This window comes from Bacillus cereus group sp. BfR-BA-01360, from assembly GCF_022663595.1.
Taxonomy (GTDB): domain Bacteria; phylum Bacillota; class Bacilli; order Bacillales; family Bacillaceae_G; genus Bacillus_A; species Bacillus_A cytotoxicus.
In genome coordinates this window covers 23,898-48,339 of sequence record NZ_JAKUFV010000030.1, presented here as the reverse complement: position 1 = coordinate 48,339, position 24,442 = coordinate 23,898, and the positions used below count along the sequence as shown (strand labels likewise).

Here is a 24,442-nt window from a genome sequence, read left to right as displayed (position 1 = left end):
CAGCGTTCATCCTGAGCCAGGATCAAACTCTCCAATAAAGTTTGTCTAGCATCATAAATAAAAATTGACGTTTCACGTTGTTTGTTTCGTTTAGTTTTCAAAGTTCAACATCGCGTTTCAGCGACTTTTATAATGTAACATAATATACTTTTTTCGTCAACATTTTTTTGAAGTGCATTTACTTCTTTATTTGCTGACTTTGCCTATTATATAGGCTTTTCTTTTACTTTGCAAGCATGAATCTAAAAAAATAAGAGAAAGGGATTATTCCCCCTCTCTCTTATTCTTCAGAAGCTTCTTCGCTTTCTTCCTCATCTTCTTTTTGGGCTTTTGCTACTGTTGCTACTTCTTGATCATCTTCCAGACGAATCAAACGTACACCCTGTGTATTACGCCCCATTTGCGAGATTTGTTCAACTGGCATTCGAATAATAACACCTGCTGCCGTAATCAGCATGATATCTTCTTCGCCTGTTACAGACTTAACTGCTACTAACTTGCCGTTTTTCTCTGTAATATTACACGTTTTCAAACCTTTCCCGCCACGACTTTGGATGCGATACTCCTCAATCGGTGTACGCTTTCCGTATCCATTCTTCGTTACAATTAACACATTCATATTCTCTTCGACAATTTCCATACCTACAACATGATCATCTTCATCTAATGTTATAGCTTTTACCCCGGCTGCATTACGTCCCATAGAGCGCACATCTTGTTCATTAAATCGAATTAACATACCGTTACTTGTACCAACAATAATATCTTTGTCACCAGATGTTAAACGTACAGAAATCACCTCGTCTTCTTCACGAAGAGAGATGGCTATCAAGCCGTTTGTACGAATATTTGAGAATGATGAAAGCGGCGTTCTCTTAGAGATCCCTTGTTTTGTTGTAAAGAATAAGAATTGATCATCACCAAATTCACGAATTGGAATAATAGCGTTGACCCACTCATCCTTATCTACTTCTAATAAATTAATAATCGGTATTCCTTTCGCTGTACGGCTATACTCTGGGATTTCATATCCCTTTGTACGGTATACTTTACCTTTATTGGTAAAGTATAAAATATGATCATGTGTTGATGTCGTTAATAAGTGTTCAACAAAATCATCATCATTTGTACCCATTCCTTGTACACCACGACCTCCACGATTCTGCGTTTTATATGTAGAAGCTGGTAATCGTTTAATGTATCCGTTATGAGTCAACGTAATCGCAATATTTTGCTCTGGTATTAAATCTTCATCCTCAATAGATTCAATACCACCGATTGTAATTTCAGTTCTTCTCTCATCGTTAAATCGTTCTTTTACTTCTGTTAATTCTTCACGAATAATTTCTAGAACCTTTTCTTCATCGGCTAAGATTGCTTTTAACTCAGCAATCAATTTCAATAGTTCTTGATATTCTTGCTCGATTTTCTCTCGTTCTAATCCTGTTAAGCGTTGCAAGCGCATATCTAATATTGCCTGTGCTTGTTTTTCACTTAAAGCAAATCGCTCTATCAATCCTTGTTTTGCAATATCTGCTGTTTTCGAACTACGTATTAACGTAATTACTTCATCAAGGTGATCTAAAGCAATTCGTAAACCTTCTAAAATATGAGCACGAGCCTCTGCCTTTTCTAATTCGTAAGCTGTGCGTCTACGAATAACTACTTTTTGATGTTCCAAGTAATAATATAGCGTTTGTTTTAAATTTAATACTTTTGGTTCTCCATCTACAAGTGAAAGCATATTAATGCCAAAACTTGTTTGAAGGGCCGTATGTTTATATAAATTGTTTAGAAGCACGTTAGCATTTGCATCACGACGAACTTCCATGACAATTCGTAAACCTCTTCTATCAGATTCATCACGTAAATCTGTAATACCATCAATTTTTTTATCGCGAACTAATTCTGCAATTTTTTCAATAAGGCGAGCCTTATTTACTTGATAAGGTATTTCTGTGACAATAATGGATTGTCGTCCATTCGCTTTTTCTTCAATTTCAACCTTTGCCCGTAGTGTAATAGAACCGCGCCCAGTTTCATAGGCTCTGCGAATTCCACTTCTCCCTAAAATAAGACCTGCTGTAGGGAAATCTGGCCCTGGAATATACTCCATTAACTCCGCGATTGTAATCTCAGGATTACGGCTTAAAGCTAAGACCCCATCAATTACTTCTCCAAGTTGATGAGGTGGAATATTTGTCGCCATACCAACAGCGATACCAGTCGCACCATTTACTAATAAATTAGGGAAACGAGCAGGTAGTACAACCGGCTCTCTCTCAGAACCATCATAGTTATCTTGATAGTCTATTGTATTTTTTGTAATATCGCGCAATAGTTCCATAGAGATTTTAGACATTTTTGCTTCTGTATAACGCATCGCTGCTGCAGAGTCACCATCAATAGAACCAAAGTTTCCATGTCCATCAACGAGCATATAGCGCTGGCTAAAATCTTGTGCCATACGTACCATAGTTTCATAAACAGCTGAATCACCGTGTGGATGATACTTACCGATTACTTCCCCAACAATACGTGCTGATTTTTTATACGCTTTATCAGCAGTAATACCTAAATCATTCATTGCATATAAAACCCTGCGATGTACAGGCTTTAATCCATCTCGCACATCTGGTAATGCACGAGATACGATAACACTCATTGCGTAATCTAAAAACGAGGTACGCATTTCCTGACTAATATTAACCTCTCGAATTCGTGCTTGTTGTTGATTATCTGACATCAACCAGCACCTCCTCTTACATTTCCGTTACAAATTACATTGATTTATATATAGACGACAGGAACATTGAGATTCCTGTCGTTATTTATCTTAAATATCAAGGTTTTTTACATATTTTGCATTCTCTTGAATGAAATTACGACGCGGTTCAACTTTATCTCCCATTAAAATTTCAAAAGTTTCATCCGCTTCGATTGCATCTTGTAAAGAAACTTGCAATAATGAACGCACCTCTGGATCCATTGTCGTTTCCCATAATTGAGCCGGATTCATCTCACCAAGACCTTTGTAACGCTGAATACTTGGCTTAGGTTGCGCTGGCAACTCGGCCAATATTCTTTCAAGTTCTTTTTCGTTATAAGCATACTGAATCTTTTTCCCTTGTTGCACTTTAAACAATGGTGGTTGTGCAATATATACATAACCATGTTCAATAATTTGACGCATATAACGATAGAAGAACGTTAATAATAGGGTACGAATATGTGCACCATCGACATCGGCATCGGTCATAATAATAACTTTATGATAGCGGGCCTTTGATATATCAAAATCGCCACCGATGTTTGTCCCAATTGCTGTAATAATTGTACGCACTTCATCATTGGATAAAATTTTATCTAATCGAGCTTTCTCAACGTTAATGATTTTCCCCTTAAGCGGTAAGATTGCTTGGAAGTGACGATCGCGCCCCTGCTTTGCAGATCCACCCGCAGAGTCACCCTCTACGATATAAATTTCACTGATGGATGGGTCTTTAGAAGAACAATCCGCCAACTTACCAGGTAAACTTGAAACCTCTAACGCACTCTTTCTACGAGTTAATTCACGCGCTTTCTTCGCAGCTACACGTGCTCTTGCTGCCATTGTCCCTTTTTCCACAATTTTACGTGCAATATTTGGATTTTCTAGAAGAAACTTTTCAAACGCCTCTGAAAATACAGACTCTGTAATCGTTCTCGCTTCGCTATTACCAAGTTTCGTCTTTGTCTGCCCTTCAAATTGCGGATTCGGATGTTTAATGGATACAATTGCAGTTAAACCTTCCCGAACATCTTCACCAGTTAAATTACTATCAGCATCTTTTAAAATATTATTTTTTCTTCCATAGTCATTAATCACACGCGTTAAAGCTGTTTTAAATCCAACCTCATGCGTACCACCTTCATACGTATGGATGTTATTTGTAAATGAATAAATATTATTTGTATATCCTTCGTTATATTGGAGAGAAACTTCAACCTGAATCCCATCTTTTGCGCCTTCTACATATACTGGTTCTTCATGAATTGGCTGCTTCGAACGATTTAAATGTTCAACATAAGATTTAATTCCACCTTCGTAATGGAATTCTTTCTTCTGTTTATTTTCACGTTTATCTTCAATTGTTAATTTAATATTACGATTTAAAAATGCTAGTTCACGCATACGAGTTGCTAATATATCAAAATCATACACGGTTGTTTCTTTAAAAATTTCTGGGTCTGGCTTAAAGCGAGTTACTGTTCCTGTGCGATCTGTTTCACCAATTACTTTTAAATCTGCAACTGGAATGCCTCGTTCATATTTTTGGTAGTGAATTTTTCCTTCGCGGTGTACAAATACTTCTAACTCGGTTGATAGGGCGTTTACTACAGATGCCCCTACACCATGAAGACCACCGGAAACTTTATAACCACCACCGCCAAATTTACCACCAGCATGAAGTACTGTCATAATGACTTCTACTGCAGGACGTCCCATTTTTTCTTGTATACCAACTGGAATCCCACGGCCGTTATCCGTTACACGGATACTATCGTCTTCTTCGATGACCACATTAATCTCATCACAATATCCCGCTAACGCTTCATCAATACTATTATCTACAATCTCCCATACAAGGTGATGAAGACCTTTTCCACTTGTCGATCCAATGTACATACCTGGGCGTTTTCGAACTGCTTCTAACCCTTCAAGTACCTGTATTTGACTTTCATCATATGAGTTTGCTTGCATTTCCTTTTGTTCCATTGACACAAAGATCACCTACTTTTCCATTTAAACAGAAGTTATATTCTGTCTATTTCACAATCTACCGTGCCGCTTTTTACATGAATTGTTTTCGCTTTTTTTAATGTTTCGTGTTCAATTCCGTCGACACTCGTCGTTGTCACAAATGTTTGCACTTTTCCTTGAATTGTATTTAAAAGATGTGATTGACGGTAATCATCTAATTCTGATAATACATCATCTAATAAAAGAATTGGGTACTCTTTTACCTCTGCATAAATCAATTCAATTTCAGCTAATTTTAGGGATAGTGCAGTTGTTCGTTGCTGGCCTTGTGAGCCAAAGACTTGAACATTTTTACTATTAACGAAGAATTGTAAATCATCACGATGAGGACCAATTAAAGTCGTACCACGGAAAATTTCACGTTGTTTCACAGATTGAAAACTTTCATAGTATACTTCTTTTATTTTCGACAAATCCATTGATTCTGATACATCTACACTTGGCTTATAAACGATTTCCAATTCCTCAAGCCCTCTGCTAATCCCACGATGGATTGGAGCAGCCCACTCTTGTAGTAAATGTAAGAATTCAAAACGTTTTTGTAGAATTTTCGTACCATGTTCAATAAGTTGAAGCGTAAATACATCCAACATCGTTTCCTCATTTTTACCTTGTATTGCCTTAAGCAAATGGTTTCGTTGTGTGAGCACTTTTTGATATTGACTTAATTCATACAAATAAACAGGAGCTATTTGTCCTAATTCCATATCTAAAAAGCGTCTTCTGACTTGAGGACTTCCTTTTACAAGATTTAAATCTTCAGGGGCAAACATAACAACGTTCATCTCACCAATATATTGGCTCAACTTTTGTTGTTCAAGTTCATTCAATTTTGCCTTTTTTCCTTTTTTAGAAATATTTAATTCCAAAGATACGGAACTATTTCGTTTTTGTAATCTACCTTTTATTTTACCATAATCCTCATCCCATCGGATGAGTTCACGATCATTTGAAGTTCTATGAGATTTCGCCATTGCTAACACATAGATCGCTTCCATCAAATTTGTTTTCCCTTGTGCATTTTCACCAATGATTACATTGACTTTATCCTCAAAAGAAAGGTTTAAATCTTCATAATTTCGATAATTTTTTAATTGTATTTCTGAAATAAACAAAGGGCTCCCCCTTTATGATTGAACTTGAAATGTTCCGTTTCCCGGAATTTCAACTATATCATTGGCGTACAATTTTCTACCTCGTCTATTTTCAAGTTCTTGATTCACGTACACTTCATATTCTTGCAAGAACCATTTTACAGCTCCACCTGTATCAATTACATCGGCAAGTTTTAAAAATTGCCCTAATGTAATATATTCTGTTGAAATTTTAATACGTTTCATAAAATCGCTCACTTTCTGAAAGTGTTCATTCTTTCATTGTACTAAATAAACTAGCATTAGGAAAGTAATACCCAAAATCAAACAAGGGTCGCTAGTACATAAAAACTAGCAACCCTCATTCTTTTTAGTAAGTACGAACCGGTAAAATTAGTTGAATAATGGAGTTATCATTTACTGTACGAATTAAGAAAGGTCTCATCGCACCAGTAAAGCTAATTTTAATTTCAGTACTATCTAAAGCTTTTAATGCATCCATCATATATTTTGCACTAAATGATATTTTTAATTCTTCACCATCTATTTTTTCACATTGAACTTCTTCTACTACTTTCCCAATTTCCGGTGAATTCGAAGAAATTTCTAGCATTTTCTGTTCAAATGTTGATAGTTTTACAACGTTGTTACGCCCATCTCTTGCCAACAAGGAAGCGCGATCAATAGCTTGCAAAAACTCTTTCGTATTGACAAAGATATCCGTCTTACTTTCAGCAGGAATTAAGCGAGTTGTATCAGGGTAATTCCCTTCCAATAATCGAGAGAAGAATAATAAATGTTTTGTTCGGAATAATACTTGATACTCTGTAATAACAATATCCACCATTTCTTCAGACTCATCTAAAATTTTACTTAACTCATTTAAACTTTTACCTGGAATGACAACATTTGCTTGAAATTCATCAGAAATGTTATGCCCTTCAATTTTCGCTGTGCGAAGTGCCAATCTGTGACTATCTGTTGCAATGCAAGTTAACTCGCTGTTATATACCTTCCAGTTTACACCTGTCAAGATTGGGCGAGTTTCAGAACTTGATACTGCAAATACAGTTTGACGAATCATATGTTTTAGTAAATCTGTTGGTATTTTAAATACATGATGTTCTTCAATTTGTGGTAATAATGGATATTCCGCAGAATCTAATCCATTTAAATTAAACTCTGATTTTCCAGATTTTATTTTTGTCATAAAATGATTTTCGACAGAAATTTCGACAGTGTCTTTTGGTAATTTTTTTACGATTTCACTAAAATATTTTGCTTGTAAAACAATACTACCTGATTGACTAACTTCTACGATTTCTTTTCCATCTTCTTCAACAGGAATAAATGATTCGATTGAAATATCTGCATCACTTCCTGTTAATGTAACTCCTTCTTCTGTAGCTACAACTTTAATTCCAGTAAGGATCGGAATTGTGGTGCGAGAGGAAACAGCTTTCATTACATCTTGTACACTTCTTACAAGATAGTCTTTTTGAATTGAAAAACGCATAGTGAAAACCTCCGGTAAGTATAAGATTTTATTTATTTAATAAAGATAAAAAGTAGTAGTAATAGTAATAGGGCCTGTGGATATGTGGATAACTCCGTTCAAAGATGTAAAAACAGTCTATCTACATGTGGATAGACTGTGCGTAAAACAGGAAAAGTTATTCACACTATTCAGCTACTACTTTAAAATATCATTAATTTCTTCAATTTGTTTTTGTAGTTGTGTATCTGTTTTTAAGAGCCGCGAAATTTTTTCATGTGCATGGATAACCGTTGTATGGTCGCGACCTCCAAATTCTTCCCCTATCTTTGGTAAAGATGAATCTGTTAATTCGCGTGATAAATACATTGCAATTTGACGAGGAAATGCAACAGATTTTGTGCGTTTCTTCGCTTTAAAATCTTCTAATTTCACTTGATAAACATCTCCAACTGCCTTTTGAATATCATAAATGGAAATAATTTTCGGCTTGGAGTTAGGAATAATATCTTTCAATGCTTCGGCAGCTAAATCGGCATTGATATCCTTATTAATTAAGGAGGAATAAGCAACAACTCGGATTAATGCACCTTCCAGTTCTCGGATGTTTGAATCGATTTGATTCGCAATATAAATCATAACTTCATTTGGAATATCGAGGCCTTCTGCTTTTGCTTTTTTACGTAAAATTGCAATCCTTGTTTCAAGATCTGGTGGTGTGATATCCGTAATTAATCCCCATTCGAAACGTGAACGAAGACGATCTTCTAATGTCGGAATCTCCTTCGGTGGTCGATCGCTTGAGATTACAATTTGCTTACTCTCTTCATGCAATGCATTAAATGTATGGAAAAATTCCTCTTGCGTTTGTTCTTTTCCGGCAAGGAATTGAATATCATCTATTAATAAAACATCTACATTTCGGTATTTATTTCGAAAGTCCACCGCTTTATTATCACGAATCGAATTAATAAATTCATTTGTAAATTTTTCAGATGATAAATAAACGACTTTTGCGTTTGGGTTATGTTCGATCACATAATGTCCAATTGCATGCATTAAGTGGGTTTTGCCAAGTCCGACGCCCCCGTAAATAAATAGGGGATTATATGCTTTCGCTGGTGCTTCAGCTACAGCGAGTGAAGCTGCGTGAGCAAAACGATTACCAGATCCAATAACAAATGTATCAAAAGTATATTTTGGATTTAACATACTTTGTGGCAGATGATTGGATTCATCATTCATCTTTTTTGCTTTTGCAGGAGGATAGTCAACTTCCTCTTCAGTTTGACTTTGAGGAATAATAAAACGAATATTCAACTTTGCTCCTGTTATATCATAAATTGTTTCTGAAATTAGCTCTGAATAGTGAGATTCTAACCAGTCACGGGCAAATTCATTGGGAGCTATAATGGTTAGTGTATCTTTTTTTAAAGCATGTGCTTTTGTTGATTTGAGCCATGTTTCATAACTTGGTTTACTTACCTTCTTTTCCAATTCAGTTAACGCACTATTCCATAAATCAGCGATATTTTCCAAGGGTGTCCCTCCTTTGCGAACATGATAAAAGAATAAGGTTGTGCAACAAATGTACAACCCCTTTAAACTTCAATGTATATTTATACGAAACGCATTTTAAAACCTAAAAACGTTGTTTGTATACGAGATAGAGTTTTCGACAAAAATAGCATATGTGGACAACTGTTTACCCACATGTGAGTATAACTGTCCACAAGTTATTCACAAATTGTGGATAAAGTTTAAATGTGTAAAAATTATTCAAGGTGAAAACACAACTATAATATCAAAAAAAAGTAGCCATAGCAATGAATTTTAGAAAGTTATCCACAAAATCAATACCTTGTGGAATAAACTTGTCCACAACACGATATACTGTGTAAAAGTCGAAAAATAATTTGTGGATATAAAAAAGTAAAAAATATATTTATCCACAAAAGAATGGGATACTTGTGAAAAAAGGTGTGAATAGGTTTAAAGTGAATATTTGATGAAAATTTCGAGAACCATTGACATTTTCCTAGTTAATTAACTATAATTTATAAGACTGTCTTTAACAGATATTCCTCAGGGAGGTGTCATATAATGAAAAGAACTTACCAACCAAATAAACGTAAGCGCAGCAAAGTACATGGTTTCCGCAGCCGTATGAGCACAGCGAACGGACGTAAAGTGCTAGCAGCTCGTCGTCGTAAAGGAAGAAAAGTATTATCTGCGTAGACCACTGAACGATCAGTGGTCTTTTTTTCTAGCCGTAATGAATTTCCACTGATGAAATACAGGAGTGTCAATTGATATGAAGAAAAAGAATCGTATTAAAAAAAATGATGAATTTCAGGCCGTTTTTCAAAAAGGAAGATCTAGTGCCAATCGTCAGTTTGTTATCTACCAATTAGATAAGGAAACACAACCATACTTTCGAATCGGTCTTTCTGTGAGTAAGAAAATCGGGAATGCAGTAGTTCGCAATCGGATTAAACGTATGATTCGTCAATCCATTACAGAATTAAAAGATGAGATAGATTCTGGGAAGGATTTTGTTATAATAGCAAGGAAGCCTTGTGCAGAGATGACATACGAAGAGTTTAAGAAAAGCTTAATTCATGCCTTCAAACGTTCAGGGATAAAAATTACAAACAAGTAGCGTAGGAAAAGGAAAATGAATTACACTATATACATACCGAAACAAGGAGGAGCAGGCTGTGAAAAAGAAGATAGGCTTACTTGCCATGGTTATCGCTTTGATGGCGATTGCTGCAGGTTGTAGTGAAGTGAATCAGCCGATTACACCGAAAAGTACAGGGATTTGGAATGAATATTTCGTATACCCGCTTTCTCAGTTAATCACGTATTTTGCAAACTTATTTGGTAGTAATTATGGTTTAGCAATCGTTATTACGACCCTTATTATTCGTTTTGCGTTATTACCATTAATGATTAAGCAAACGAAGAGTACAAAAGCAATGCAAGCACTGCAACCAGAAATGGTAAAATTGAAAGAAAAATATAGCTCTAAAGATCAAGCAACACAACAAAAATTACAACAAGAAATGATGCAACTGTATCAAAAGCATGGTGTCAATCCACTAGCAGGTTGTTTGCCAATTTTTATTCAAATGCCAATTTTATTCGCATTTTACCATGCGATTATGAGAACGGCTGAAATTAAGCAACACAGTTTCTTATGGTTTGATTTAGGACATGCAGATCCTTATTATATTCTTCCTATTGTTGCTGCAATTACAACATTTATTCAGCAAAAGATTGCAATGACGGGTACTGTTGGACAGAATCCACAAATGGCGATGATGGTATGGCTTATGCCAATTATGATTTTAATCTTTGCAATTAACTTCCCAGCAGCATTATCTTTATACTGGGTAGTTGGTAACATCTTTGGTATCGCTCAAATGTATATGATCAAAGGCCCTGAAATTAAGGGTAGTAAGGCAGGAGGATCAAGCAAGTGAGTATAATTACTGCTAAAGGACAAACCGTCGAGCTGGCAGTACAAGATGCTTTAAGGCAATTAAAAGTTTCAAAAGAACAAGTAGATATAAATATTATCGACGAAGGCAAGCGAGGATTTCTAGGCTTGATTGGGAATCGACCTGCTGTGGTAGAGGTGATCGTAAAAAAAGATCCAGTCCAGGAAGCTGAAGAGTATTTACGTAATGTCGTTCAGGCGATGGGAGTGGATGTAGCGATTACAAAAAAAGTAAAGGGAAGAGATGTGGAATTCATTCTTTCTGGAAAAAATGTAGGTGTTTTAATTGGAAAAAGAGGTCATACTTTAAATTCTTTACAATATTTAACAAATCTTGTTGCGAATCGTAGTACAAAGCAATATGTTGGTATAACAATTGATGCTGAAAACTATCGTAGTAAGCGAAAAGATACATTAGAATCTCTTGCTTATCGATTAGCAAAACAAGTAGCAAGTACAAAGAAAAATGTTGTATTAGAGCCAATGCCTTCTTTTGAAAGAAAAATTATCCATCAAGCATTAGCGAATCATCCAAATGTTATTACATCTTCTGAGGGAAAAGATCCGCATCGGCATGTTGTAATATCTCCCAAATAACCGGTCACTCATTTGAGTACCGGTTTTTTCTATGAGTTTGTTCTAACAAGTTTTCATGTATCAAAATAAGAGGTTTATATGCAGATTTGACTGACGAAAAAACAGCTGTGGATAACTAAAAACACTAAACTTATCCACTGTGAATAAGTTTAGTGTTTTTTACATGAGGACATAATAAAATGAGTTAATATTCTTTTGTAGATAGGTTCATTATGGTATCCTAATAGTTTAGTGAAGGAAAAAATTATGTTGAAATAGAGAGAAATAAGCAAGTGAGGTGAAAGGACATGGAATTTGATACAATTGCTGCGATTTCCACGGCACTTGGGGAGGGCGCGATTGCCATTGTTCGAGTAAGTGGAGAGGATGCGATTGAGAAGGTCAATCGCATTTTTAAAGGAAAAGATTTAACAGCAGTATCTTCTCATACAATTCATTATGGTCATATTGTGGATTTAGATACAAATCAAGTTATTGAGGAAGTTATGGTATCTATTATGCGTGCTCCTAAGACATTTACACGTGAAGATATCGTAGAAGTGAACTGCCATGGTGGTCTTGTTTCTGTAAATAAAGTATTGCAACTGATTTTAGCACAAGGAGTACGTTTAGCTGAGCCTGGTGAGTTTACGAAGCGTGCTTTTTTAAATGGTCGTATTGATTTATCTCAAGCTGAGGCAGTAATGGATTTAATCCGTGCAAAAACAGATCGTGCAATGAATGTAGCGATTAATCAAATGGAAGGACGTTTATCCAAATTGATTGGTCGTCTTCGTCAAGAAATTTTAGAAACGTTAGCTCATGTTGAGGTAAATATAGATTACCCGGAATATGATGACGTGGAGGAAATGACACATCGTATTTTAATTGAAAAAGCAACTCATGTTCAAAATGAGATTGAAAAGATTTTGGAAACATCAAAGCAAGGAAAAATTTTGCGAGAAGGAATTGCAACAGCAATTATCGGAAGACCAAATGTCGGAAAATCTTCATTATTAAATAGTCTTGTTCAGGAGAAAAAGGCTATTGTAACAGATATAGCAGGAACAACTCGTGATGTTATTGAAGAATATGTCAACATACGTGGTGTACCACTTCGACTTATTGATACAGCTGGAATTCGCGAAACAGAAGATATTGTCGAACAAATTGGTGTTGAGCGATCAAAAGAGATGATGAGCCAAGCTGATTTAGTATTAATAGTAGTAAATTATAGTGAGCCATTAACGAATGAAGATGAAGAGCTATTCCGTGCTGTACAAGGAAAAGATTTCATTGTCATTGTAAATAAAACAGATTTACCACAAAGGATTGAGATGGAACGCGTAACAGAATTAGCGAGTGAGAAACGTGTTATCACAACATCCTTAATTGAAGAAAAAGGCGTAGATGAATTAGAGAAAGCAATTGCTGATCTGTTCTTTGAAGGAACAATTGAATCAGCTGATATGACATATGTTTCTAATGCAAGACATATCGGTTTACTAACACAAGCAAGAAAAACGATTGGAGATGCAATTGCTGCAATTGAGAACGGTGTTCCAATTGATATGGTTCAAATTGATTTAACAAGAACATGGGAAATACTTGGTGAGATTACTGGTGATACAGTTCATGAAAGTTTAATTGATCAACTGTTTTCTCAATTTTGTTTAGGAAAATAATAAAGATCTTTCAAGATGATAGACGATAGTAGGAGGAATAAATAATGGGATACAATGCCGGTTCTTACGATGTCATAGTAATCGGTGCAGGCCATGCAGGATGTGAAGCTGGTCTTGCAGCAGCACGAATGGGATCAAAAACATTAATGTTAACAATTAACTTAGATATGGTTGCGTTCATGCCATGTAACCCTTCTGTTGGTGGACCCGCAAAAGGGATTGTTGTTCGTGAAATCGATGCATTAGGCGGCGAAATGGGACGAAATATTGATAAAACGCATATTCAAATGCGTATGTTGAATACAGGGAAAGGCCCTGCTGTACGCGCTCTTCGTGCGCAAGCGGATAAATTTTTATATCAACATGAATTAAAGAAAACCATTGAAGAAACGCCGAACTTAACATTACGTCAAGGAATGGTTGAACGTTTAATTGTTGAAGATGGTGTGTGTAAAGGAGTAATTACACAATCAGGTGCGGAATATACAGCGAAAACAGTTGTTATTACAACTGGAACGTTTTTACGTGGTGAAATTATTATGGGAGACTTGAAATATTCAAGTGGTCCAAATAACCAACAGCCATCTATTACATTATCAGAGCATTTAGAAGAGCTTGGATTTGAACTTGTTAGATTTAAAACGGGGACACCTCCTCGTGTAAATAGTAATACAATTGATTACAGTAAAACAGAGATTCAGCCAGGAGATGATCAACCGCGTGCGTTCTCATTTGAAACAACGAAGTTTATTTTAGATCAAATTCCGTGCTGGTTAACATATACAAGTGAAGAAACCCATCGCTTAATTGACAAAAACTTACATCGTTCTGCTATGTATTCTGGTATGATTAAAGGAACAGGTCCTCGTTATTGTCCATCAATTGAGGATAAAGTAGTACGATTTAATGATAAGCCACGTCATCAAATTTTCTTAGAGCCAGAAGGACGTAATACGCAAGAAGTCTACGTTCAAGGATTATCAACGAGCTTACCAGAAGATGTACAGCGTGAAATGTTGAAAACAATTCCTGGTTTAGAGAATGTTGAAATGATGCGCACAGGTTATGCGATTGAATACGATGCAATTGTACCAACACAGCTTTGGCCAACCCTTGAAACGAAAAAGATTAAAAACTTATATACGGCGGGGCAAATTAATGGTACGTCTGGTTATGAAGAGGCGGCTGGCCAAGGGATTATGGCTGGAATTAACGCTGCATGTCGCTCTTTAGGCAAAAAAGAAGTCATTTTAGGTCGTTCTGATGCTTATATTGGCGTTTTAATTGATGACCTTGTGACAAAAGGGACAAATGAACCATATCGTCTGTTAACTTCTCGTGCGGAATATCGTTTATTATTACGTCATGATAATGCGGATCTTCGCTTAACAGAAATCGGTCATGAAATTGGATTAATCCCAGAAGAGCGTTATGAACGTTATTCTCAAAAGAAAGAACAAATTGAACAAGAAAAGGCTCGTTTAGAGGGAATTATTATTAAACCACGTCCTGAAGTACAAGAGTTAATTCGTAGTGTTGGTGGAAGTGAATTAAAAGATGGTATACGTGCTAGCGACTTACTGCGACGTCCAGAAATGACATATGAACATATTCGCTTACTTGCACCAAGTGAATTAGAAATCAATGATGAGGTTGCAGAGCAAGTTGAAATTCAAATTAAATATGAAGGATATATCGAAAAGTCCTTACAACAAGTAGAACGTATGAAGAAAATGGAAAGTAAAAAAATTCCTGTTGATATAGATTATGATGCTATTTCTGGTATTGCATCAGAAGCAAGACAAAAATTAAAAGAGGTTCGTCCACTGTCTGTAGGGCAAGCATCTCGTATCTCAGGTGTAAATCCAGCTGATATTTCCATTTTACTTGTATACATTGAACAAGGGAAAATTGCGCGAGTATCGAACCAATAAATAGTAAGGAGATATTGCGAGATGAACATAGAACAATTTCAATCTATGCTAGGAGAAAGAGGGATTTCTCTTTCTCCTAGACAATTAGAGCAATTTGAAATGTATTTTGAAACATTAGTAGAGTGGAACGAAAAAATGAATTTAACAGCGATTACGGAGAAAGAAGAAGTGTACTTAAAACATTTTTTTGACTCTATTACTGCTGCTTTTTACTACGATTTTTCAAATCCACTATCTATTTGTGATGTTGGCGCAGGTGCAGGATTTCCGAGTATACCATTAAAAATTTGTTTCCCGCACTTAAAAGTAACAATTGTTGATTCACTGCAAAAGCGGATTAACTTTTTGAATCACTTAGCACAAAAACTGGAGCTCAGTGACGTTGCTTTCTGTCATGATCGTGCTGAAACATTCGGTAAAAAAGAACATGTACGTGAATCATACGATATTGTAATGGCGCGTGCAGTAGCTCGCCTTTCTGTATTAAGTGAATTATGTTTACCGCTTGTAAAGGTTGGCGGAACATTTATTGCCATGAAAGGTGCAGCAGCTAATGAAGAGATTGAAAATGGTAAATATGCTGTAGAAGTGCTTGGCGGACAATTAGAAGAGGTATCTACGTTCCAATTGCCATTTGAAGAGAGTGAACGGAACATTTTATTAATCAAGAAAAAGCGCAAAACACCGAAAAAATATCCACGTAAGCCAGGTACACCCAATAAATTACCTATTGAAAAATAAATCTTATTAGACGTAAGATTAAATTATATAAATGGAACCGTAAATGTTTGATAAGGAATATGTTTATGTAGAATATTCAATAGGCCCAAAGGTGGTGGAATATGTATGAAAAATACGTTTTCTCGTTTATTTGGCTTTGGAGATAAAATGAGCGAACTCGAAATACAAAATGAAAGCCATGAAGATATAAATAAAAAGATACATGAAGAAATACATGAAATTCCGATAGCAAATATCATTCCAAACCGTTATCAACCACGGACGGTGTTTGATGATGCACGCATCGATGAACTAGCATTAACAATCCGTACGCATGGGCTTATTCAACCAATTGTTGTAAGGCAGTATGAAGAAGATTGTTATGAAATTATTGCCGGGGAAAGGCGTTTTCGTGCTGCAACGAAATTAGGATGGGAAAAGGTTCCTGCAATTATAAAAAACTTAAATGATACGGAAACAGCTTCAGTTGCTTTAATTGAAAACTTGCAACGTGAAGAGTTAACAGCAATTGAAGAAGCTGTTGCATATCAAAAGCTAATTGAGTTACATAATTTAACGCAAGAGGCACTCGCACAAAGACTTGGTAAAGGACAATCAACTATCGCAAATAAATTACGGTTATTAAAGTTACCTGAAGATATTAAAAGGTCATTATTAGAAAAAAGTATTACAGAGCGGCATGCTCGTGCACTTATTCCTTTGAAAAATGAAGAGTTACAGTTAAAAGTTTTACAAGAAATTGTGGAAAAACAATTGAATGTAAAACAGACAGAAGAGCGAATCGCAAAGTTACTTGAGGAAGTAAAACCGAAGCGTAAAGCAAAGAAAAAAGCGGTAAGTCGCGATATGAGGATTGCGATGAACACGATTAGGCAATCTTTACAAATGGTTGCAAAAAGCGGTTTGAATGTGAACTCTGAAGAAGAAGAATTTGATGAATATTATCAAATCACAATTAAAATTCCTAAGAAAAAATAATAGAGTGAAACTTTAATTGGTGGGGGCTTCATCCCCTACTGATTCGTAGTCTTCACGAACTGAGTTACCCGAAAATAGCGGGTTCAATATATGATAGAGGTCTCATCTTTTTGATGAGGCTTTTTTATTATATTGATACAAAAGAAAAACAATTTTTTAGGCGAAAGAGGATCATGTATTGAAACAATTCATGAGGTTTTTGTCTTATACATGACGGAAAAATAACGATATATCTTTTTTCTTATTGGAATGAAGAAGGAGTTTAAAAATAAATTTTGAAGTTTAATAAAGGACATAAAAGAAAATATTTGATTTCATGGTACAATAAATATAACTATTTTTAGAATAAGATAGAAAGGTTGAAAGTAGGTGACATCATGGGAAAAATCATTGCCATTGCTAACCAAAAAGGCGGTGTTGGAAAAACAACAACATCCGTTAATTTAGGAGCCGGATTGGCACAAATGGGAAAGAAAGTTCTTCTTGTTGATATTGATGCTCAAGGGAATGCAACAACTGGTGTTGGAATTGAAAAGTCCGAATTAGATCAATGTATTTATAATGTCCTTGTAGAAGACACAGCTGTTCAAGAGGTTATAAAGAAGACCGCAACTGAAAACTTAGATGTTCTACCCGCTACCATTCAATTAGCAGGAGCTGAGATTGAATTGGTGCCAACCATTTCCCGGGAAGTACGTTTGCAGAGGGCATTGCAACCAGTTCGTACTGAATATGATTACGTTATTATTGATTGTCCTCCATCTTTAGGTTTGTTAACAATTAATGCGTTAACAGCAGCCGATTCTGTCATTATCCCTGTTCAATGTGAATATTACGCATTAGAAGGATTGAGCCAACTATTAAATACAGTTCGTCTTGTACAAAAGCATTTAAATAAAAATTTAGCAATTCAAGGCGTATTATTAACGATGTTAGATGCGCGCACAAATCTAGGAATTCAAGTTATAGATGAAGTGAAAAAATACTTTAGAGATAAGGTATATCGTTCTATTATTCCACGCAATGTTCGTTTGAGCGAGGCGCCGAGTCATGGTAAACCGATTATGCAGTATGATGCTAAATCAAGAGGGGCTGAAGTATATATAGATTTAGCAGAGGAAGTGATTGCAGGTGGCTAAAGGACTGGGAAGAGGAATAAATGCATTTTTCCCTGATTTAGATGTGAAAGAAGAAGAAACGATTCAAGAGATTGCAGTAACTGAACTAAGACCTAACCCGTACCAACCTAGAAAAAACTTTCATAAAGAAGCGATTCAAGAATTAGCAATCTCTATTAAAGAACATGGCATTTTACAACCTTTAATTGCGCGAAAGAGTATTAAAGGGTATGAAATCGTAGCTGGTGAAAGAAGATATAGAGCTGCAAAGGAAGCAAATCTTGAAAAGGTACCAGTTGTTGTACGTAAATTGAGCGAGCAGCAAATGATGGAACTCGCTCTTCTTGAAAATTTACAGCGTGAAGATTTAAATCCAATGGAAGAGGCTATGGCCTATCAAATGTTAATGAATGAGCTAAATGTAACACAAGAACAATTAGCGAAGCGCCTTGGAAAAAGTAGACCGTATATCGCGAATTACACAAGGTTACTGACTCTCCCTTCATTTGTGCAAGATATGATTGCAAGTGGGAAGTTATCAATGGCACATGGACGCACCTTACTTACCATTAAGGATGAAGAACAATTAAAATCTTTATTAAAGCGCATTGAAAAAGAAGGCTTGAATGTTCGGCAATTAGAAAAAATTGTTCAAGAGATCAATCAGCGAGTTTCACGTGAAACAAAGAAGAAGAAAAAAGAAAGAAATATCTTTTTTATAGAACGTGAAACAATATTAAGAGAAAAGTTCGGTACAGAGGTGAAAATTAAGGAAACAAAAAAAGAAAAAGGGAAAATCGAAATCGAATTTTTTAATAAAGAAGATTTGAATCGAATTTTAGAACTACTTTCAGGGGGGAACTGAAAAGCAAACCATCTTATTATTTACAGATGGTTTGCCTTTTTTAATACAGATAACTTTTGATCTGTTTCTTTTATGCTTTGGGCGATTACATCGGCCATTTTCATCACTAAGCTTAATCTTGTATTTTGAAGCACAAAAAATTCCATAAAACCATTTAAATTTACAATGCCATGTATATGTAATTCTCCCACTGCTGGAAGTTTTTTATTCATTGCAGCGCCTGGTTTACTAGGTCCTTTTCCTACCGTTATGGAACCGATATTTTGTGACTTGCCAAGACATGCATCAACTGCAATAATAAAAGAATTCGGATTTGAAGATTGTATATTCTGAATATTTTCTTCGAGATTTAGAGCGTGCACAGGTTCATCAAGGGTGCCGAATACTTGGAAGTTTTGAATATTTATTTGTTCTAATTTTGTACCAACTAGCGGCCCAAGTGCATCACCAGTTGAACGGTCTGTTCCTATGCAAACTAGTATAAGTGGTGATTCGGTCGGTATGTGTGATAGTAAGAAATTGCTTAATATTTCTGAGGCTTCTACATCATGATGCATAACATTTTGTGATTCTTTTTCAAAAAAAGGTAAGCGAAAACTCCCAATATTCATGAAGCACCCATCCTTTTATTCATTTTTTTAATATGTTATACATTCTTTTTTTCTATTAAGAATATTACATTAAGCTAAGATGTGGGGAATTATAAGCATATATGTTGCAAATTATTTATAAGAGAGAAAAGAATAGTACCAGTATATATTTTTTTGTGTCATTTTATACCTTAATCAAAAGAGAAAGTGAAACTTTAATCAGTGGGGGTCTTCACCTCCCACTGATTATGAGCCCTCACCAATCGGGCTGTTACGGGCAGTTAATTTCTCACCTATCTTCCTTGTTTCTCTCTGAATCTTGAGGTGGGAGTCTTACTGCCCTAAAATAGCGGGGTAAAAATGTAAATAAGATAGCAAAGTTTTTAAAGAAATAAGGGAAACTTCTGATACAATAAGGGATGAATAAAAGATTATTATTGGAGAGGTAAAACAGATGGATTTATTAACTAAATGGTTTGATTCTATTGATTGGTCCCATATTGGAATGGGAGCAATCAAAATAGTAGTTATTTTAGTGCTTGGTGCAATTGTAGTTAGAATTGCTAGGGCAATTGTAAGAAATGCATTTCGAATGGGCAGCCGTTCGCCGATTCAAATTTCAGAGCGCCGTACAATGACGGTAGCAAAACTGCTTGAAAATATTGTGGCATACGTTGTTATATTTATTATGCTAATTGCTATTTTGGGGATATTTGGCATTAATGCATCAGGTTTATTAGCGGGGGCAGGGGTAATCGGTTTAGCGGTCGGTTTTGGTGCCCAAAGTTTAGTAAAAGACGTTATTACAGGATTGTTTATTTTATTAGAAGATCAATTTTCAGTTGGTGATTATGTTTGCATTGGTCAGTTTGAAGGTGTTGTTTTAGAAATTGGGCTACGTACAACGAAAATAAAAAGTTGGACAGGCGAAATTCATATTTTACCTAACGGAGGCATTATGCAAGTAACGAACTTCTCTGTTAGCAACAGCGTCGCATTTGTTGATGTTTCTATCTCTTATGAGAGTGATATTGACCAAGCAGAACGAGTGATTGAAGAATTATTAGAAGAATTGCCTGCAAAATATGAAGATATGGTAACAAAGCCAGAATTATTAGGTGTTCAAACACTTGCTGCATCTGAAGTTGTATTGCGTGTAATTGCTGAAGTAGCGCCGATGAAACATGCAATTATTGCAAGAGCTCTTCGAAAAGAGATTAAAAATCGTCTTGATTTACACGGTATTGAAATTCCATATCCACGTATGGTTTTATATAATCGTGAAGAGATGGTTAATAACACAGCAAATTAATGGGAAGAGGGGATTAGAGAATGGAGCAGAAGCAATATAACTTGTACGATATTGTGGAAATGAAGAAAGCCCATCCTTGTGGTGAAAATCGTTGGAAGATTATTCGTATGGGAATGGACATCCGCATTAAGTGCGAGGGATGTGACCATTCCGTAATGATTCCTCGAAGAGAATTTAATCGTAAGATGAAAAAAGTACTTGTGAAACATGAAGAATAGATGCGAGGTAACAGTTACATAAGGTAGCTGTTACTTTTTTGAATTTTTAGGTAACTTGTCATTTTATTTGTTACTATCTATAATGATGGAAGATTGAGACATAGGAGTGAAAAATATGGGATTAACGGCTGGAATCGTTGGCTTACCTAACGTAGGGAAATCAACATTATTTAACGCAATTACACAAGCAGGGGCAGAATCTGCAAACTATCCATTCTGTACAATTGATCCAAACGTAGGAATTGTAGAGGTGCCAGATGATCGTTTAAATAAACTAACGGAACTAGTTGAGCCGAAGAAAACTGTTCCAACGGTATTCGAATTTACTGATATTGCTGGTATTGTAAAAGGTGCAAGTAAAGGTGAAGGATTAGGAAACAAATTCTTATCTCATATTCGCCAAGTAGATGCAATTTGCCAAGTGGTACGTTGTTTTGAAGATGAAAATATTACACACGTTTCAGGAAAAGTCGATCCAATTGATGATATTGAAACGATTAACCTAGAATTAATTTTAGCGGATTTAGAATCTGTTGATAAGCGTATTGAACGTGTTGCTAAATTAGCAAGACAAAAAGATAAAGAAGCGGTATTTGAGCATGAAATTTTAGTTCGTTTAAAAGAAGCGTTTGAAGCAGGGAAACCAGCTCGTACGATCGAGTTTACAGAAGAACAAATGAAGGTTGTTAAAGGGCTTCATTTACTTACAACGAAAGAAATGCTATACGTAGCAAACGTAAGTGAAGAGGATATTATGGATCCTTCTGAGAACCAGTATGTACAGAGGGTAAAAGAATTTGCAGCAAAAGAAAATTCACAAGTTATTGTTGTTTGTGCAAAAATTGAATCAGAAATTGCTGAATTAGATGAAGAAGAGAAAAAGGTATTCCTTGAAGAATTAGGCATTGAAGAGTCTGGTTTAGATCAATTAATTCGTGCCGCGTATGATTTGTTAGGACTAGCAACTTACTTTACAGCTGGTGTACAAGAAGTTCGCGCATGGACATTTAAAAAAGGGATGAAAGCACCACAATGCGCAGGAGTGATTCATACAGATTTCGAACGTGGATTTATTCGCGCTGAAACAGTTTCATATACTGATTTAATGGAATATGGTTCGATGACAGCGGCGAAAGAAGCAGGAAAAGTACGTTTAGAAGGTAAAGAGTATATTGTAAAAGACGGGGACATTATGCACTTCCGCTTTAATGTATAATTTGATATTTCCTAGGAAAATAGTGAGAAAAGCTTGGTGAATATATTATATGTTTACCAAGTTTTTTATTTATTGGTTAGTTGATTCATCTAACTTACTATGATATAATCTAAACTCGTGAGTAATTACTATTATAATAATTAATTGCTCCTTGCCCATTATGGGCCGTTTAGACCAAAAGGAGGTGAAAGTGTAATGAAAAAGTACGAAATCATGTACATCATTCGTCCAAACATGGAGGAAGAAGCTCAAAAAGCTTTAGTTGAGCGCTTCGCAAACGTTTTAACTAACAATGGTGCAGAAATCATTAACACGAAAGAGTGGGGTAAGCGTCGTTTAGCTTACGAAATCAACGACTTACGTGACGGTTTCTACATGATCTTAAACGTAAATTCTAACCCAGAAGCTGTGAAAGAATTCGATCGTTTAGCTAAGATCAACGAAGATATCATTCGTCACATCGTTGTTAAAGAAGAAGAATAATAATTAAGATATATAGGGAGAGTGGTTCGATTGATGAATCGTGTTATCCTCGTTGGTCGTCTAACTAAGGACCCTGACTTACGTTACACGCCCAATGGTGTTGCAGTAGCTACTTTCACGTTAGCGGTGAATCGTGCTTTTACAAATCAGCAAGGTGAGCGTGAAGCTGACTTTATTAACTGTGTAATATGGCGTAAACAAGCAGAAAACGTGGCAAATTATTTGAAAAAGGGTAGCTTAGCAGGCGTTGATGGCCGTCTTCAAACTCGTAATTATGAGGGACAAGATGGTAGACGTGTATATGTAACAGAAGTTCTGGCAGAGAGCGTACAATTTTTAGAGCCGCGTAATAGCGGTGGGGAGCAACGCGGTTCTTTCAATCAGCAGCCATCAGGAGCTGGTTTCGGAAACCAAGGCTCTAACCCATTTGGTCAATCTGGTAATTCTGGATTTACGAAGAATGACGATCCATTTTCAAATGTAGGGCAACCGATCGATATTTCGGACGACGATTTACCATTCTAATGGTATAGATCGGTTATTTTTAACAAAGAATGGAGGGAAATGAACATGGCAGGACGCAAAGGTGGACGTGCGAAACGTCGTAAAGTGTGTTTCTTCACAGCTAACGGCATTACGCACATCGATTATAAAGACGTTGATTTATTAAAACGTTTCGTTTCTGAGCGTGGTAAAATTTTACCTCGTCGTGTAACAGGAACAAGCGCAAAATACCAACGCAAACTTACAGTTGCAATTAAACGTGCTCGTCAAATGGCACTTTTACCATATGTTGGTGAATAATGAAGTATGAAATGCACAGTAGAGTCTAACTTTACTGTGCATTTTGCTATGCTTTTCTTTTTAGAAGGAGAGGTTTATAGATGAAAGGTACAAGGATTATTACAGAGGGAGCGGCATTATTAGCTATATATGCAGTGTTACTTCTTGTATCGCTATACGTTCCTATCTTAAGTCTCGTTGCAACGTTTGCATTGCCATTGCCTTTTATATTATTTATCATTCGCTATTCGCTTCCGAGTGCATGTATGTTGTTTGTTGTTTCTCTGCTGGTTACGCTTGTTGTTAGTTCGCCAATTAGCTTAGTAAAAACGGTTATGTGTGGCATAATAGGATTTACTTTAGGTTATATGTATAAAAAGAAAAGACAACCAGTTGAAATATTAATAATAGGAACACTTTCCTATTTAGTCTGCTTTTTGTTCATTTATATTGGAAGCATCAAATTTTTACAATTAGATTTAATGAAACAAATGCAAGATATGTTTAAAGAAGGAATCGAGCAAAGTGAAAAAATAATCAAGGCTGCTGGTGTACCGGTTTCACAAGAGCAAAAAGCGGAATTAGAACAACTGATGGGATTATTGAGAAACCTATTACCAAGCATACTTGTTATGGTGGCATTGATTTATTCGTGGCTAACAGTTTTGATAGCTGGAAATGTTTTAAGAAAATTACGGTATCCAATTGTTAAATGGCCTGAATTTCGAAATATGCAATTACCAAAAAGTATCATTTGGTACTATGTTTTATTGATTATATGTTCTGCTTTTATAAAGGCAGAGCCAAGTTCATATTTCGATATTGCATTTTCTAACGTATACTTTATTTTTTCAATATTGCTTTTGTTTCAAGGATTTGGGTTTATAGCCTTTTTGGCACATGCTAAAGGGTATTCAAAGGCAATCCCAATTGTTGGATTTGTTATCTGCATGTTTGTCCCGCAATTGTTTTCTCTTGTAACAATCTTAGGTATAATTGATTTAGGTTTTCCATTCCGTTCTAGAATAAAGTCAAAATAAATGGT

At 35.7% G+C, this 24,442-nt stretch carries 24 protein-coding genes; 17 read left to right on the top strand and 7 right to left on the bottom strand.

The genetic code is table 11. From position 1 onward, the window contains the following. Window positions 1–280: 280 nt before the first annotated feature. The 6 genes from gyrA to dnaA all read right to left on the bottom strand — a co-directional run bounded on the left by gyrA (window position 281) and on the right by dnaA (window position 8,932). Complete coding sequence (gene gyrA, locus MR056_RS19915) at window positions 281–2,746, bottom strand: DNA gyrase subunit A (RefSeq protein ID WP_011983153.1); 2,466 nt, start codon at window positions 2,744–2,746, stop codon at window positions 281–283. A gap of 90 nt (window positions 2,747–2,836) precedes the next feature. Next, window positions 2,837–4,759 (bottom strand): DNA topoisomerase (ATP-hydrolyzing) subunit B, encoded by a 1,923-nt coding sequence (gyrB, locus tag MR056_RS19910; RefSeq protein WP_087099630.1) that lies wholly within the window; start codon window positions 4,757–4,759, stop codon window positions 2,837–2,839. Between the two features lie 38 nt (window positions 4,760–4,797). Then, complete coding sequence (gene recF, locus MR056_RS19905) at window positions 4,798–5,919, bottom strand: DNA replication/repair protein RecF (RefSeq protein ID WP_087099628.1); 1,122 nt, start codon at window positions 5,917–5,919, stop codon at window positions 4,798–4,800. A 12-nt stretch (window positions 5,920–5,931) separates the two neighbouring features. After that, window positions 5,932–6,144, bottom strand: coding sequence for a S4 domain-containing protein YaaA (gene yaaA / locus MR056_RS19900; RefSeq protein WP_011983150.1), 213 nt, complete (start codon window positions 6,142–6,144; stop codon window positions 5,932–5,934). Between the two features lie 124 nt (window positions 6,145–6,268). Further along, on the bottom strand, window positions 6,269–7,414 hold the full coding sequence (gene dnaN / locus MR056_RS19895; protein WP_087099626.1) for a DNA polymerase III subunit beta: 1,146 nt from the start codon (window positions 7,412–7,414) through the stop codon (window positions 6,269–6,271). Between the two features lie 177 nt (window positions 7,415–7,591). Further along, complete coding sequence (gene dnaA, locus MR056_RS19890; RefSeq protein ID WP_011983148.1) at window positions 7,592–8,932, bottom strand: chromosomal replication initiator protein DnaA; 1,341 nt, start codon at window positions 8,930–8,932, stop codon at window positions 7,592–7,594. A 564-nt stretch (window positions 8,933–9,496) separates the two neighbouring features. Between dnaA and rpmH the strand changes: the two genes are divergently transcribed. The 10 genes from rpmH to MR056_RS19840 all read left to right on the top strand — a co-directional run bounded on the left by rpmH (window position 9,497) and on the right by MR056_RS19840 (window position 18,795). Further along, window positions 9,497–9,631, top strand: a complete 135-nt coding sequence (gene rpmH, locus MR056_RS19885) for a 50S ribosomal protein L34 (RefSeq protein ID WP_000831901.1) — start codon at window positions 9,497–9,499, stop codon at window positions 9,629–9,631. A 76-nt stretch (window positions 9,632–9,707) separates the two neighbouring features. Next, on the top strand, window positions 9,708–10,055 hold the full coding sequence (gene rnpA / locus MR056_RS19880; RefSeq protein ID WP_012096472.1) for a ribonuclease P protein component: 348 nt from the start codon (window positions 9,708–9,710) through the stop codon (window positions 10,053–10,055). A gap of 58 nt (window positions 10,056–10,113) precedes the next feature. Next, complete coding sequence (gene spoIIIJ, locus MR056_RS19875) at window positions 10,114–10,881, top strand: YidC family membrane integrase SpoIIIJ (protein ID WP_012096471.1); 768 nt, start codon at window positions 10,114–10,116, stop codon at window positions 10,879–10,881. Continuing rightward, a complete protein-coding gene (jag, locus tag MR056_RS19870; RefSeq protein ID WP_012096470.1) occupies window positions 10,878–11,495 on the top strand; it encodes an RNA-binding cell elongation regulator Jag/EloR in 618 nt (205 codons plus the stop codon). Before spoIIIJ ends, jag begins: the two co-directional genes overlap by 4 nt. A 287-nt stretch (window positions 11,496–11,782) precedes the next feature. Beyond that, window positions 11,783–13,159: a tRNA uridine-5-carboxymethylaminomethyl(34) synthesis GTPase MnmE gene (gene mnmE, locus MR056_RS19865; protein WP_087099624.1), complete on the top strand. Its 1,377-nt coding sequence runs from the start codon at window positions 11,783–11,785 to the stop codon at window positions 13,157–13,159. 44 nt (window positions 13,160–13,203) lie between these two features. After that, window positions 13,204–15,093 (top strand): tRNA uridine-5-carboxymethylaminomethyl(34) synthesis enzyme MnmG, encoded by a 1,890-nt coding sequence (mnmG, locus tag MR056_RS19860; protein ID WP_012096468.1) that lies wholly within the window; start codon window positions 13,204–13,206, stop codon window positions 15,091–15,093. Window positions 15,094–15,114: 21 nt separating this feature from the next. Next, window positions 15,115–15,834: a 16S rRNA (guanine(527)-N(7))-methyltransferase RsmG gene (gene rsmG / locus MR056_RS19855; RefSeq protein WP_012096467.1), complete on the top strand. Its 720-nt coding sequence runs from the start codon at window positions 15,115–15,117 to the stop codon at window positions 15,832–15,834. Window positions 15,835–15,939: 105 nt separating this feature from the next. After that, entirely contained in the window at window positions 15,940–16,812 is an 873-nt protein-coding gene (gene noc / locus MR056_RS19850) for a nucleoid occlusion protein (protein WP_012096466.1), read from the top strand. Between the two features lie 377 nt (window positions 16,813–17,189). Next, window positions 17,190–17,951 carry a sporulation initiation inhibitor protein Soj gene (gene soj / locus MR056_RS19845; RefSeq protein ID WP_012096464.1) on the top strand — a complete coding sequence of 254 codons (762 nt, stop codon included), beginning with the start codon at window positions 17,190–17,192 and terminating at the stop codon, window positions 17,949–17,951. Then, window positions 17,944–18,795, top strand: coding sequence for a ParB/RepB/Spo0J family partition protein (locus tag MR056_RS19840; protein ID WP_012096463.1), 852 nt, complete (start codon window positions 17,944–17,946; stop codon window positions 18,793–18,795). The genes soj and MR056_RS19840 overlap by 8 nt, the downstream gene beginning before the upstream one ends. A 20-nt stretch (window positions 18,796–18,815) precedes the next feature. On the opposite strand, the gene yyaC is transcribed toward MR056_RS19840, so the two are convergent. After that, window positions 18,816–19,406, bottom strand: a complete 591-nt coding sequence (gene yyaC / locus MR056_RS19835) for a spore protease YyaC (protein WP_012096462.1) — start codon at window positions 19,404–19,406, stop codon at window positions 18,816–18,818. 433 nt (window positions 19,407–19,839) lie between these two features. Here yyaC and MR056_RS19830 point away from each other — a divergent pair, with 433 nt between their 5' ends. The 7 genes from MR056_RS19830 to MR056_RS19800 all read left to right on the top strand — a co-directional run bounded on the left by MR056_RS19830 (window position 19,840) and on the right by MR056_RS19800 (window position 24,437). Beyond that, window positions 19,840–20,697: a mechanosensitive ion channel family protein gene (locus MR056_RS19830; protein ID WP_242136653.1), complete on the top strand. Its 858-nt coding sequence runs from the start codon at window positions 19,840–19,842 to the stop codon at window positions 20,695–20,697. 20 nt (window positions 20,698–20,717) lie between these two features. Beyond that, on the top strand, window positions 20,718–20,915 hold the full coding sequence (locus MR056_RS19825; protein ID WP_012096459.1) for a DUF951 domain-containing protein: 198 nt from the start codon (window positions 20,718–20,720) through the stop codon (window positions 20,913–20,915). A 115-nt stretch (window positions 20,916–21,030) separates the two neighbouring features. Next, on the top strand, window positions 21,031–22,131 hold the full coding sequence (gene ychF / locus MR056_RS19820) for a redox-regulated ATPase YchF (RefSeq protein ID WP_012096458.1): 1,101 nt from the start codon (window positions 21,031–21,033) through the stop codon (window positions 22,129–22,131). Window positions 22,132–22,326: 195 nt separating this feature from the next. Further along, entirely contained in the window at window positions 22,327–22,614 is a 288-nt protein-coding gene (rpsF, locus tag MR056_RS19815) for a 30S ribosomal protein S6 (RefSeq protein ID WP_012096457.1), read from the top strand. Between the two features lie 30 nt (window positions 22,615–22,644). Then, window positions 22,645–23,139: a single-stranded DNA-binding protein gene (gene ssb, locus MR056_RS19810; RefSeq protein WP_012096456.1), complete on the top strand. Its 495-nt coding sequence runs from the start codon at window positions 22,645–22,647 to the stop codon at window positions 23,137–23,139. Between the two features lie 45 nt (window positions 23,140–23,184). Then, on the top strand, window positions 23,185–23,418 hold the full coding sequence (rpsR, locus tag MR056_RS19805) for a 30S ribosomal protein S18 (RefSeq protein ID WP_012096455.1): 234 nt from the start codon (window positions 23,185–23,187) through the stop codon (window positions 23,416–23,418). 80 nt (window positions 23,419–23,498) lie between these two features. Continuing rightward, window positions 23,499–24,437, top strand: a complete 939-nt coding sequence (locus tag MR056_RS19800) for a YybS family protein (protein ID WP_242136652.1) — start codon at window positions 23,499–23,501, stop codon at window positions 24,435–24,437. Window positions 24,438–24,442 lie beyond the last annotated feature (5 nt).